This is a genomic window from Porifericola rhodea (genome assembly GCF_030506305.1).
GTDB lineage: Bacteria > Bacteroidota > Bacteroidia > Cytophagales > Cyclobacteriaceae > Catalinimonas > Catalinimonas rhodea.
This window is the reverse complement of sequence record NZ_CP119421.1, coordinates 4,061,166-4,075,061: the sequence shown is the minus strand read 5'-3', so window position 1 is coordinate 4,075,061 and position 13,896 is coordinate 4,061,166. Positions and strand designations below refer to the sequence as shown.

The following is a 13,896-nucleotide window of genomic DNA, read 5'->3' as shown; positions in this document are numbered from 1 at the left end:
AATAAATTCCCTCTACTTTCAATATTACTTCTCTTCTTCAGAAGAATCAGCTTCGTCCTCTTTGCTATCAGCCTGAGACTTAGCTTGTTCTTTCTTATCCATTTTCTCTTGTGCAGCTTTCTTTTGCTCTTCCTGCATTTGCTCTTTCAAGCTAGAAAGCGCCTCAAGATCACCTAGAGTAGAACGATCTCCGCCTTCTCCTCCACCCTGCTGCTTAGGCTTAGCCTTTTTGCTAGCTTTAGGAGCAGAAGCTTCCTGGGCTGCAGGCTTCTCCTCCACCTCAGAGTGTACGTTGCTATGAGACAGCACAATTCTACGGTCATCTTTTGAGAACTCAACCACTTTGAAATCCAGCGCTTCACCTACCTGAGGCTCAGTACCATCTTCTTTCTTTAAGTGTTTGAAACTAGAGAAACCTTCAATACCATAAGGAAGCTCAATTAAAGCTCCTTTATCCACTTTGCTCATCACAGTTCCTTTGTGTACTGAGTTTACAGGGAAAAGGTCTTCAAAAGTATCCCAAGGATTTTCTTCTAGTTGTTTATGTCCTAATGCCAGACGACGATTTTCAACGTCAAGCTCCAGTACCTGAACTTCAAGCTCTTCGCCTACTTTGGTAAACTCAGAAGGATGCTTTACTTTTTTCGTCCAAGAAAGGTCAGAAACGTGTACCAAACCATCAATACCTTCTTCCAGTTCTATGAACAGGCCGAAGTTAGTCAGGTTACGAACGATCCCTTTATGTACAGTACCTACCGCATACTTGGTAAGCAGGTCTTGCTTAGTCCAAGGATCTTCGGTAAGTTGCTTAATACCTAGAGACATTTTACGCTCCTCACGGTCAAGGGTAAGCACTACTGCCTCTAATTCGTCACCAATGCTGATGAAGTCCTGAGGATTACGCAGGTGCTGAGACCAAGACATTTCAGAAACGTGGATCAGACCTTCTACACCTGGCATAATTTCCAGGAATGCGCCATAGTCTGCTACATTTACTATTTTACCTTTAACTTTAGAACCCACCTGAATTTCTTCAGCAAGAGAATCCCAAGGATGAGGCGTAAGCTGCTTCATACCAAGAGAAATACGCTTCTTCTCATCATCAAAGTCAAGTACTACAATGTTCACCTTTTGGTCAAGGTTGAGTACTTCTTCAGGATGGTTGATTCTACCCCAAGAGATATCAGTGATGTGCAATAGTCCATCAACACCACCAAGATCAATAAATACACCAAAGTTGGTCATGTTTTTAATAACCCCTTCAAGTACCTGACCTTTCTCAAGGTTGTTAAGGATGCGAGCTTTTTGCTCTTCAAGATCTTTCTCAATAAGTACTTTATGAGAAACTACTACGTTGTCGTTAGCATAGTTGATCTTAACAACTTTAACTTCCATTTTCTTACCTACGAATACATCAAAGTCGCGAATTGGCTTCACGTCAATTTGAGAACCAGGTAAGAAAGCCTCAACTCCGTATATATCACAAATAAGACCACCTTTGGTACGACGCTTAACGGTACCTTCAATTACCTCATCATGATCAAGAGCATGCTGAATTTTTTCCCAAGCTTTAACAATTTTAGCTTTTTTACGGGAAAGAATTAACTGTCCTTGTGCGTCTTCCTGCTCCTCTACATACACTTCTACTTCGTCTCCAACCTTGAGGTCAGGCATGTCGCGAAATTCAGAAGAAGAAACTAAACCGTCAGACTTAAATCCGATATTAAGGATGATGTCACGATCGTTGATACCCACTACAGTACCTGTTACTACTTCGTTTTCGTTTACTTGGGTAAGCGTATCATCGTACATAGAGGCCATGTTGGCTCTCTCTTCTTCAGTGTATTCTTCACCAAATCCACGAAGATCTGCCTGATCCCAATCAAACTTTTCTTTTTGTTCTTCTGCCATATCGAGAAAATAGCTCTGATTACATACTGGCCTTAGAGCAATAGGGCTAGCAGTTTTTGGTTATACATTATATTTAATAAAAAAAAAAGAAATAGGGAACAAAGCCCCTATTTTCCGCAAAAATACTAAGTATTAACTTCCTTCACAACTAATTAAGGATTTTACTTATAAAAAGTTCACACCTGCATCTCTACCTTTTAAGGAGTATGTACAACTTAAAATAAAACTTACTGTTGCATATAGGATTCGCGTATAGTTTTGAACTCTGATCCGCTTTTCCATTCTGGAAAATATCTTTCATTAGACAAACGATACCCAACATTGAAGAGCAATTCAGCATCTTGGGCCATACCATCAAAGCTCCACTCTTCAGGCACGTACTCATCGGAAGGTTGATGATAATGCTTCTGTGTCCATTCGCTGTTCTTTTGTTCGGTCCATGCCTTGCCATTTTGACGATGGTCTGACTCCCCACTTGCGTAGAGGGCTGGTATACCTACTTTGGCAAAATTAAAATGATCGGAGCGAAAGAAGTATCCCTTTTCGGGCTGAGGGTCAGGAATTACATATCTACCCTGCTGAGCTGCTGCCTCTGAGATGTACTCATCTAATTCAGATTGCCCATAGCCTACTACAGTTACGTCTTTCATGGAGCCAAGAAACCAAATACCATCCATATTGATATTTGCAACTGTTTTTTCAATTGGGTAGATGGGTTGTTCCGCATAATACGCAGAGCCTAACAGGCCTTGTTCTTCTGCAGTAACCGCAATAAACACAATACTTCTCTCTGGCTTTTCGGGAAGTTCACTAAAGGCACGTGCAATTTCTAACATTGCTGCTACACCACTGGCATTATCCAATGCCCCATTGTAAATGCTGTCTCCTTCTACTGCTTCGTTGATACCAATATGATCCCAGTGAGCAGAATAAATGATATATTCATCGGAATGTTTATTACCTTCTAATTTAGCAACTACATTGGGCGAACTTGCTTTTACGTAACTTGCTTCCAATGCTACAGAAACAGTCATATTCATAGGAATAGGCTTAAAGCCCTGCTCACGTGCCTGTCCCAGATAATTGCTAATTTTAGCTTTAGAAAATATTTGTCTTGCGGCAGTATTATTTATCCAGCCTTCAAAGGCACAACGAGACATATTATCATCGTCTGACTGAAGGTATAGAGCCTTACCAGTCCAGCTACTTCTTACCACCCCCCAAGGGTAACCAGCCGGAGCAGTGTCATGTACGATAATTACACCTTCGGCTCCCTGTCTGGCAGCTTCTTCATATTTATAAGTCCAGCGTCCATAGTATGTCATGGTATTGCCTTTAAAGAAAGTAGTATCATCAGAACCAAAGCCAGGATCGTTAACCAATACCACCGCGGTTTTCCCACGCATATCTATGCCTTCGTAATCATTCCAATCATATTCTGGTGCAACAATGCCAAACCCACAAAATACCAACTCTGAATCCTCTACATATACCTGCTCCGTTACCCTTCTGGTAAGGGCAACAAAATCGTTTCTGTATCTCAGGCTGATTTGCTCGTCTGATGAATTAATTTTTAAATCTGTAGTAGGTACCGCGTCTATTTCAACCAATGGAACTTCCTGTAAATAGCTATCTCCATTCCCAGGCTCAAGTCCCATATTTATAAATTCCTGCTCCAGATAGGCCACCGTCTTTTTTTCTCCCTCTGAAAAAGGCATTCTGCCTTCAAACTCATCGGATGCAAGTCTTGTAATATGTTTTTTAAACTGAGTAGTGTCTATTTCAACCTCATATTGTGATACACTATTTTGTTCGGAGGAACATGCTATGAAAAGGGGCATCAGCAATAGTGATAATGCCCTCGCAGTTGTGATATGGGCTTTAAGATCAAAAGATAATATTGGTATATTCATATAAATCAATGTATAGTAATATTTATAACCATTCTAAACCACATAATATATCACTTGCATAAGCTTTAGCGTAATTAAGCATCGTTTTTTTCAGCTTGCGAATGGGATTTGTAATATAATCGTAAGACAAAGTAAAACTAATGACATACATCATGTTATTACACCACAATATGAAAAGATTACTCTTCTCTTTTTTTGTCATAGCTTCCTTTATATTTCAATCTTCTACTGCAAAACCGGTAACTTCAGCTTTCCTGAAAGACCCCGAAACTCTTAACGCTGGAATATACCTGGTAATTGGCGTCTTTGAGCAAGAAACAAACGCCCAGCGCATGACCAAGAGTGCAAGCCAGCAAGGCTTACCCGCATTTTATAAGCTCCATTCTAAAAACAAACTTTATTACGTATACACTTACCGTGCACTGTCTAAAAGCAAGCTCATTAGTGCATATTATGAAATTAGAAGCAAAACTCCTTTTAAAGATGCCTGGCTTCTTACCGTAGATGACAAACTAGAAAATACTAGACTAGAGGCTTTAGGGGAACAGCAAGAAGAAAAGCATACCATAAGGCCAACAGCACAAAAGAACCCTAAGGAGGAAGCTTTTTCATTAGCTTCTAAAAGTTTAGTTTTTGCTTTTGAAAACTATGATGATGTTCGTCAGGAATTAATTCCGGCCCAATTGACTATCACTGACAAAAGTAGCTCTAAACTTATTAGCAAACTTCAATCTGATGAATATTTAAGCCTGGAGGGTGGACAAAGGACTACAGATACTTTGCTTATAACTACACGTGCCTTGGGTTATCAAGAAAGCAGCTTCTTACTGGACCTACAAAGCGATATGAGTTCAATGCAGTCTCTAATTAAAGAAATAAGAAATGATACTGTTTTTGTACAATTTCCACTGAAACAACTAGAGGTTGGCGATTTTCAAACCATGTACAATACCTACTTCTACGCTAACTCAACAGTAATGAGATTGCAGTCTAAGCACGAACTGGATATTGTGTACAACTTATTGAGTAGATTCCCCAACATGAGTATTAAGGTTCATGGCCATACCAACGGTAATTCCAGAGGTGTAGCATATCTTTACAATGAAGAAAAGCGAAACTATTTTGACCTAATAAGAACCAACGAGTACAAAAAAAGAGGATTTAGCTCCACTAAATTATCTGAATACAGAGCTGAAACCATTAAAAGTTATCTGGTGCACAAAGGAATTAGTGAAGAGCGTATTAAAACCTATGGTTGGGGAGGAAAGCAAATGCTTTTTGATGAGGATTCACCTATGGCTAAAAATAATATCCGAGTAGAAATAGAAATACTTAACAAATAAGAAGGAGAAGTATTAGCGTGAAATAGATAGAAACTATCAAATGTTTTTATATTTTCATAAGATGTAAGTTTCATACAGCACCAATTGGGTTTAAATAAGACAGAACTGTTTATTTTGTTGTATGAACACTTTAAAGTACCAGAACGACGTAGTGGAATTTGATATTGTAGATGGGATACTTTTCGGGAGGTATAAAGTCTCTCGTATAGACCTTGATGCAGCTCAAAAAGCCACCACCTTCAGAAAGGAAATTACTCAGGGGATGAAGTATCCTTCAATTGCCTATATATCAACGGTTAAGGAGGTTACAAAAGAAAGCAGAGAGTACTTTTCTAGTGATGCCGGAGATGATTTATTAGCTCTGGCTGTGATAGTAAATAATCCTGTAACGAGGATAATGGGAAATTTTTTCCTTAAATTCCATCAACCCAAATACCCTTTCCGGTTTTTTAAGGATACAGGACATGCCAAAAAGTGGATTACAGAATATAAGGTAACACAACCTCAGTATAATGAACTCAAACAAGTTTGAAACAGACTACTTTTATGCTGAACTTAATGATAATATTGTAACGGTACAATACAAACCAAACTTGCACCTAAAGCTGGAAGATGCTAAACGTATTGTATCTGAACGCCTGGAGCATTTTGGGGATCTTAAAACCCCAGTTTTAATCAGAAGCTCACGTATAAAAAGTATAGACAAACAGGCCCGAGAATATTTGTTTAGCGAAGGCCTAATTAACATTACAGCTATAGCACTGGTAGAAACCAGTACCGTAGAAAAAGTACTAACAACAATCGTTTTTAATTTTAATAAGCCTAAAATTCCTCATAAAGTATTTTCGAATCAACAAGATGCGTTGAAGTGGTTGAGAAAGTTTTTGTAGTATGGAGGTAAATGACCGGATAGAGGATATCAATACGCTTATCCTAGAAATTGCTAATGGGAATTTTAATCATAGTTTAGAAATCTCAGATAGTTTTGATGAAATAGATGCTATTGTCTCTGGCATAAATATGTTGGGCGAAGAGTTAAAAGCATCCGTCATTGCTAAAAACTATTTGAATAGCATCTTTGAAGGTATAGTGGATATGCTTATCATTTTTGATAAGCATTTTTCAATTAAAGAAGTTAACAGCAAAGTTGGAGAGCTATTAGGTTTTCATCAAGAAGATTTAATAAGCCAAAATATAGCGTTTCTTTTTCCATCAGAAGAAAAAGAAACACTTGAGCTTATGAAGAACCAACTTGCATATCAAGGATTTTTATACAATCAAGAATCTTCATTCCGACATCATTCCGGCCATACTGTACCTGTTTCTGCTTCACTTTCATTGCTCAAAGATAATGACAACAAGGTACAGGGCTATGTGCTGGTGGCTAAAGACCTGAAACAGGTACTGCTGACTGCCGATGCACTCAAGCAAAAAAACTCAGAATTGCAGACGCTTGTATATAAAGTGTCTCATGATTTAAAAGGGCCTGTAGCCTCAGTAATGGGCTTGCTAGACCTAGCAGAAATGGCCGGGGACGATTTGGTTACAGTTCAAAACTATCTTACCCATATCAAAAACAGCTTGGGAAAGCTAAACCATACTATTGTTAACCTTTTTGAATACTCATTATCTACTCAGCCAAGTTTTGAGCTCAATACCTTTTTTATAAAGCCTTTGCTGGAAGAAATAATTAATAGCTATGCCTCATCCCCAGCGGCTAGCAGCATAAAAGTAAAGGTAGATGTTGCAGCTGATTTGTATATTACCAGTGGAAAGAAGTTTGTTATATCCATTTTTCAACATATCATAGAAAACGCTTATACTTTTAAGGGTAATGCACAGAAAAATTCTTATTTAAAAATCTCTGCGCTCCAAAAAGAAAAGAACCTCTTATTTTACTTTGAAGACAATGGCTGTGGAATGGACGCCAACGTTTTGTCCAGAGCTTTTGATATGTTTTACAGAGGGCATTCGGCCTCTAAAGGGAGTGGCTTGGGGCTTTTTATTGTAAAGTCAAATGTAGAAAAACTAGGGGGAGATATATCTATTTCCAGCGAAGTATCGGTAGGAACAAAAATTACTATACTTTTGCCTTCTTTAACAGGAAATACTATTTCTATATCTTAACAGATATTCACTCAACCTATTTTTTGCTTTGAAAACTAAAACCACTTCAGTTTTTCTTCTGAAGAACACCCCTGAAACCCTGATTGGTACTCACGTTTATGCCAAAGATACGATTGAACGAATTAGAGCAAATGCTGGTGCTTCTAATGATGAGTCACCTAATTATAGCATACTCATTTACAGAGAAGAGGACATACATTATTTCGTTAGCCAGGTACCTGAACTAGCTTGGGAAATGATAGAATATGCAGAAGAACCTCTGGAGCTACTTCTCCCCCATAAAAAATACCAGACACCTTTTGATGAGAGCTCATTCATCAGCATCCGATTGGTAAAAGAAGAAAAGTTAAAGCAGTTTGTTCGTAAAAACGGTCCGATAATCGCTTTTAGGGCAGCAAAAAATTTTTCAGAGGATGCTCTGATTGATGAAACTGTAGATTGCCGGGAAAAAGACAGTAAATATACGGTGGTAAAGGTCATGAAACTCTTTGAGGATGGTAGCTTCACTTTTCTAAGGTAATCCTTCTTATTACCTTTGCGAAGAATGATCCTTTTAAGAATGAAAAATTTCAAATCTGCATTAGATAAACAAGCGGTATTCACCATCATTGCCGAAGCTGCCTCTAAGCTAAAATTAGAGACCTATACTGTAGGAGGCTATGTACGGGATCTTATTCTTAAAAGGCCTTCTAAAGATATTGATGTCGTTTGCGTAGGAGATGGCATAAAACTGGCCAATGAAGTAGCCAGCCTAATTGAACAACAGAGTGGTAAAAAAACTAATGTGGCTGTCTTCAAGAATTTTGGAACAGCCATGCTCCGCTATCAGGATTGGGAAGTAGAATTTGTTGGAGCACGAAAAGAATCTTATCGTTCTAATTCTCGGAAGCCCGAAGTGAGTGCTGGCAGCCTTAAAGATGATCAGCTTCGCAGAGATTTCACTATTAATGCACTGGCTATTAGCCTAAACCAGGATAGCTTCGCACAGTTGGTAGATCCATTTGATGGCGTAAAAGACCTGAAACGTAAGCAGATTAAGACTCCTTTGGACCCTGATATTACTTTTTCAGACGATCCATTGAGAATGATGCGCGCGGTTCGTTTTGCTGCTCAGCTCAAATTTGACATCACCTCCAAAACATTTGATGCAATCATATCCAATGCCAATCGCATAAAGATTGTATCTCGTGAAAGAATTGCGGATGAGTTGAACAAGATCATTCTTACAAAAACACCTAGTTACGGATTTAAACTGCTATACCATGCAGGGCTGCTAGAGCTGATTTTTCCTGAAATGGTAGACCTAAAAGGGGTAGATACTGTTGAAGGTCGCTCTCATAAAGACAATTTTTACCATACTCTGCAAGTACTGGATAATATCTCGGAAAATACAGATGATTTATGGTTGCGCTGGGCCGCAATTTTGCATGATATCGCTAAGCCCGCCACCAAACGCTTTGATAAACTCGTGGGCTGGACTTTTCATGGACACGAAGATAAAGGCGCACGTATGGTTCCCAAGATTTTTAGGAACTTAAAACTTCCTTTAGATCAGAAGATGAAATATGTGCAAAAGTTGGTTAAACTACACCTTCGTCCTATTGCACTTGTCAAAGATGAAGTTTCTGATTCAGCCATTCGGCGTCTGCTTTATGAGGCTGGTGATGATGTGGATGACCTGATGACGCTCTGCCGTGCAGATATCACCTCTAAAAACCCTAACAAAGTTCAAAAGTACCTTAATAATTTTGACAGGGTCGTGGCTAAAATGGAAGAGGTAGAAGAAAAAGACAAAGTTAGAAATTTTCAACCTCCGGTATCCGGTGAAGATATCATGTACATATTTGATGTTAAGCCATCTAAAATTGTTGGTGACCTTAAAAACGAAATTAGGGAGGCCATTCTTGATGGAAAAATAAGCAATTCTAAAGATGAGGCTTTCCAGTATATGTATGAGTTGGCTCGCCAAAAAGGATTAAAACCTGTCAACAAGGTTTAATTTTTATCCAGTTCGGCAAAGTCTTTAGTTTTTTCCATGTCTTTATCCAGACCAATACTGGATTTTACTCCAGAAAGCAGACTCTGCCACCAGTAATGGAACATAGAGCGTGTTTTATCTCTTTCAAACTTAATATTCCCTATTCTTAAGAAAACGGCTTTAGGATTGTTAGCTTTTAGTACAAAAGCGTTAGCTATAAAAGTACCAAGTTTTTCGTCAAGGCCGCTTCTTCCTTTTTGCTGATCTATCATTTGTACGCTCAAATCATTATAGCGAAACTCCATGCTACCCTCACTCCTATCTTCATTGCCTTCAAACTCAAAACGCATACTCTGATTAATACCTTCTTTGATGTGCACTGAGGCTACAGGCCCTAGCATAGGGTTTAATGCTTTTAAATCCATAGTTCCTAAGTGACCATTTGCCTGAAAAGCCAGATTTTGACTTGCCAGTGGAAAGCTAAAATGAACATTCAGTAGGCCCTTACCCATTACTTTGGTAGTGATATGCAAAGTACTTACTGTATTATTTTTAATAGCCTCTGGTAAATTGCTCAGATGAAGCACCTGCGCATTTACGTTTTCAAAGGTGATTTGGCCAGCTTCTTCTCCAGCTGCAGTACGTTCAGCATAGGTAATGAGCCCATCAAATACATTAAGCTCTTCAATACTTAGCTGCTGATCAAGATTAAGTAAAAGTTGTTGATGCAAAGCAGGATTTTTTTTCAGGTTACGGGGTAGACGGTTATCACGATAAACTTCCAGACTAGGCTCATAAATATTAATTTTTCCTACAATTAACTTCTCCTCTTCCATTAATGCTTTAAAGTCAACATTTTGTAGTTCTACCCTGTCTGAATACAGCTGTGCTATAGACTTGCTGTAAGCATACCTTTCTAATACCTGTGATCTGCTTAACAAGGGTTCTAATTTTAGTCCATCAACCAGAATCTTATTATCACCTGACTTAATACGTATTGCGTCTGCGGAGATTTTGTACAGACCGTTATCAATAACTCTACTAAAATCTTTAATGCTGATATCTATATCATCAGAGAAGAACATACGAGCCGTAGAGTTTTGCTGAGGCCCAAACTGTAAAGAAAATGTAGACTGATCTACGTAAAAATTAGAAATATCTGCTTTAATTTTTGAGGAAGAAAACCGCATAGACTGGTCTTCTTTGTCGTAAACATGAAGGCTACTTTGAGGGTAGTTAATTTTTTCTACTTTAATATTGCTTAGAAATGGTGAAATAACTTCATGTATGGATGCATGAGAGCCTTCTTTAGCAGCAGAATTATGTCCAACATAGACTTTAAGGGCCGACTCTTCAATATTAAGATGTTGTACGTTAAAATCTCCATATAAATAAGCTCTCTTGAAATTCAATCCTTGAATGTGGAGCGAAGACGCGTCTAGGGCAAAGTGTGTTTTGTCTTGATACTTGTAAAGTTCAGGAGGAGGCACAAACTGTAGCTTCTCAATCTTTAATTGAGAATCTCTGCTTGAAAAATACGCATCATCTATTCTCAACTGTTGGCTCTTATCGTCTTTTTTTACTCTAATGTCATCTGCAAAGAAGCTGAAGTCTATTTCATCGGCATATAAAATTTTATGCATGTGCCGCTCAGGACTACCGTCTACTTTTAGCTGTCTTGCTTTAAAATCTATAGCCGTAACTTTTACACAAGCCAGGGTGTCTTTGGCTTCTTTCTGTAGGTAGGTTACAGTTCCCTGCTCTACACCTACATACCTTAATCGTATATTTTTTAAATTTTTGTTCAGAAGACTGTTCAGGTCAGGCTGCAAGAACTGCCGGCTATCTGCTTCATTCTTTTTCTTCACTCTTTCGGTCAGCTTATTTTCTACTACCTGGTAGTTAGGCTGGTAGATCATTACCCTACCCACGTCCAGAGCTTGATCATGAATAAGGCGGTAAGGGTCTATATCATCCGCCATAATTTTGTTACACCCCAGTTTCAGTTCTTCCAATCCCAACTTGTTGGCCGTATTACTAACCACCGTAATCTGGCCAGCTTCTAATTCTCCGAGTTGAGAGTCATACCTAAGTTGACCACCCTTTACTCCAAGTAGAGGATAGGTATCATCTTCAGGATAAAAGTGCCATTGATAATCTTCTGCTTTTACACTTAGCTTATCGGCATAAAAAGGACGCAGACGATTCATTCTGGTAAGGGAGTCCAGATAAAAACCACGCATATTCACATCTAGCTTCTCAGTTACAAAAAGAGGCTCCACCCCTCTTTCGTTAATCTGCTGCAATCTCAGCTGAGCATTGACAACATTTACAGAAGGTAAATACAGTCGGTCCAGATAAGAGGAAAGTTGAGGGTAGAGATTAGTATAATTGAACTTTTGATCTCTTTGAGCTTGCTGATTGTATTTGTAATTCAGCGTGATTTGAGGAGAATAGACTGATAACCGTGCTATCTCAGCGTCCTGTTCAGTATATATCTTTTTTAGGTCCACCTGGCTAAATTGTACGCGAGGAATATACATTTCGTGAAGCCATACTTCAGAAGAAGGAGGCCTGCCCGGATTGGTCCAGAAATATATATTTGTAAAATACGCCTCTTCGCTTAAAGTTGAGATTTTTATATCTTGAACCTCTAGCAATCCTCCTTCACCACGCTCGCCAGGTAGCAGGAAAGTATTTTTTTGAGCAAACAAATCAACATCCGATGCTAAAACAGCTACTTTTCCATCGGAAGACTCTTTGCTTTCAGTTTCTAGCTCATCTATACTGATATTATTAAGAAAAGCGTAAAAGGTATCTATAGCAGTAACCTGCGTAAATGCAGTAGTATCACTGTTTACCTTAAAAACTTCCACCTGTCCGGAGTCAATCTGTAGCTGCCCTGCTCTTAGCCACTGAAAAAGAGCCGAAGTATCGCCTGGAGCAATGAGCGGGTATAAGTTTAGTTTCGCATTACTCCAATCATATAGCAATGATTTGACACTCTCTACTTCATCTGTAATAGTACCTGACTTTACTATTGATCTGCCGGCAGCTAGTTTACCTAAAGACTGCTCAGCAAAATTTGCGATTTTCACCCTAGGCTTTTGTACATAAATACTATCCAGCAGCGCAGCTTTATGATGGGCCAATGCCTGAAGCTGAATTCCGAAAAAAGAAAGCGATGGCAACTTTACATCAAAAGTAAGTGGATGGTCTGGAAGATCTCTAAGTAACTGCTCCAGAGAATCTACTCCAGCATTGAAATTCAGAGAGTCAAAAAACACATCGCAGGCAAAAGCTCGGCTTCTAGCTGTATTTAGGCTTACTGATTTTGTCATAAAAGAATGACGACGATCGGGTAAGTAGACTTTGATATTTTTTGCAAGTAAGCTGACACTATCTGCCGGCAAAATTTTTTGTAAACTATCCAACTGAAGGGTAGAATCCAGTTGAATATTTGATAGCAGCATCTCTATATCTTCTACTTTAGCAATTTCCAGCGATTCTTCGCTTAAATCAATCAAACTGAGTTGCGCTCGCCTTATAGTTACATCATTGATTTGTAAACTCTTAAACCTTCCACCTAATTTTTGGTAAAGGCTATCCGCACTTAGCGATGCAAAACGAAAAACATTTTGCTGCTTCAGACTATCTGCTCGTACTTCTACTAAGACTGAAGCATCGTCTATTAGAAGTTGGTTGCTGATTAGTTTATCCTCAAAGTATAAGTCTTGCCAGTTAACTTCGGTCAGACTTAGGAAGGGAATTTTAGCATTAATAGTATTGCCACTATGATCACTGACTGGTAACAGCTGAACATCTTTGAGATAAATTTCACGACTTAGGGTAGAAAAGCCCAGGGTATCAGCTTTTATTAAGTACAAACTATCTGCAGAGAGCTGATAATTTGCAAACTGTATGTCTATGTCTTTTGTAAAAAGTAGCCTGTCTTTACGGAGGTAGCTGGCAGAGTCAATCAAGAAATCACTTAATGTGATGTTTATTTTCTGAGCGTGGAATTTATTATGCAACCCGGAAGATTTATTCTGCTTAGCATTTTGCTCAGTAATAAAGAGGTTACCATTTCTTATTTTTAATGCATTGAATGAGAATGAACGAACATATGACTGTATATCCTCTGTTAGCTGCTGCTGAAGTAAGTCAATTCTTTGCTGTGTACCAGGGCGATCTAATGATTTTGAGGACGCACCTATCCATGTAATCTCAGGCTGCTCAAAGATTATCTCATTCAATTCAAGTTGTCCGCTCTTATAAAATTTTAGAAAATTCACATCCAGTATCTCTGCCTTCTGGACATACATATCCAGATGATCAGCCGCAGACGAACTACTACTATCTGAATGAATGTATCCGGTAAAATGAAGACCGGTAACAGAAAGATTACCAGTAAATATATTAATGCTAAGATCGTCAAAGTTCAGACTCGGCCGCTGTTCGGGGTGGTAATTACGCTCGCTGTATTGCCTGAATCCTAAGAGTACAGACTCCTTAAAAAGCTCATCTCCAAAGAAAAGTAGAGTCGTTTGAATAGCAGCTATTAATAGCACCAAAGTACCTAATATCCACCATATCCATTTACGAACTTTTCTCTTTTTCATCC

The 13,896-nt window shown here is 38.7% G+C and carries 9 protein-coding genes; 6 read left to right on the top strand and 3 right to left on the bottom strand.

The genetic code is table 11. The features are described from left to right. Nucleotides 1–24 precede the first annotated feature (24 nt). A complete protein-coding gene (rpsA, locus tag PZB74_RS16770) occupies nucleotides 25–1,911 on the bottom strand; it encodes a 30S ribosomal protein S1 (RefSeq protein ID WP_302238203.1) in 1,887 nt (628 codons plus the stop codon). A 227-nt stretch (nucleotides 1,912–2,138) separates the two neighbouring features. Then, on the bottom strand, nucleotides 2,139–3,824 hold the full coding sequence (locus tag PZB74_RS16765) for a M28 family metallopeptidase (RefSeq protein WP_302238201.1): 1,686 nt from the start codon (nucleotides 3,822–3,824) through the stop codon (nucleotides 2,139–2,141). A 170-nt stretch (nucleotides 3,825–3,994) separates the two neighbouring features. Here PZB74_RS16765 and PZB74_RS16760 point away from each other — a divergent pair, with 170 nt between their 5' ends. The 6 genes from PZB74_RS16760 (at nucleotide 3,995) to PZB74_RS16735 (ending at nucleotide 9,293) form a co-directional block, all read left to right on the top strand. Next, nucleotides 3,995–5,167 (top strand): OmpA family protein, encoded by a 1,173-nt coding sequence (locus tag PZB74_RS16760; protein WP_302238198.1) that lies wholly within the window; start codon nucleotides 3,995–3,997, stop codon nucleotides 5,165–5,167. 121 nt (nucleotides 5,168–5,288) lie between these two features. Then, nucleotides 5,289–5,699 carry a DUF7793 family protein gene (locus tag PZB74_RS16755; RefSeq protein WP_302238194.1) on the top strand — a complete coding sequence of 137 codons (411 nt, stop codon included), beginning with the start codon at nucleotides 5,289–5,291 and terminating at the stop codon, nucleotides 5,697–5,699. Beyond that, entirely contained in the window at nucleotides 5,680–6,057 is a 378-nt protein-coding gene (locus tag PZB74_RS16750) for a DUF7793 family protein (RefSeq protein WP_302238192.1), read from the top strand. Before PZB74_RS16755 ends, PZB74_RS16750 begins: the two co-directional genes overlap by 20 nt. A gap of 1 nt (nucleotide 6,058) precedes the next feature. Then, a complete protein-coding gene (locus PZB74_RS16745) occupies nucleotides 6,059–7,294 on the top strand; it encodes a PAS domain-containing sensor histidine kinase (RefSeq protein WP_302238189.1) in 1,236 nt (411 codons plus the stop codon). A gap of 28 nt (nucleotides 7,295–7,322) precedes the next feature. Next, nucleotides 7,323–7,814, top strand: a complete 492-nt coding sequence (locus PZB74_RS16740) for a hypothetical protein (RefSeq protein ID WP_302238188.1) — start codon at nucleotides 7,323–7,325, stop codon at nucleotides 7,812–7,814. Between the two features lie 39 nt (nucleotides 7,815–7,853). Then, nucleotides 7,854–9,293, top strand: coding sequence for a CCA tRNA nucleotidyltransferase (locus PZB74_RS16735; protein WP_302238186.1), 1,440 nt, complete (start codon nucleotides 7,854–7,856; stop codon nucleotides 9,291–9,293). Here PZB74_RS16735 and PZB74_RS16730 read toward each other — a convergent pair. Next, on the bottom strand, nucleotides 9,290–13,894 hold the full coding sequence (locus PZB74_RS16730) for a hypothetical protein (protein ID WP_302238184.1): 4,605 nt from the start codon (nucleotides 13,892–13,894) through the stop codon (nucleotides 9,290–9,292). The genes PZB74_RS16735 and PZB74_RS16730 overlap by 4 nt on opposite strands. Between the last annotated feature and the right edge of the window lie 2 nt (nucleotides 13,895–13,896).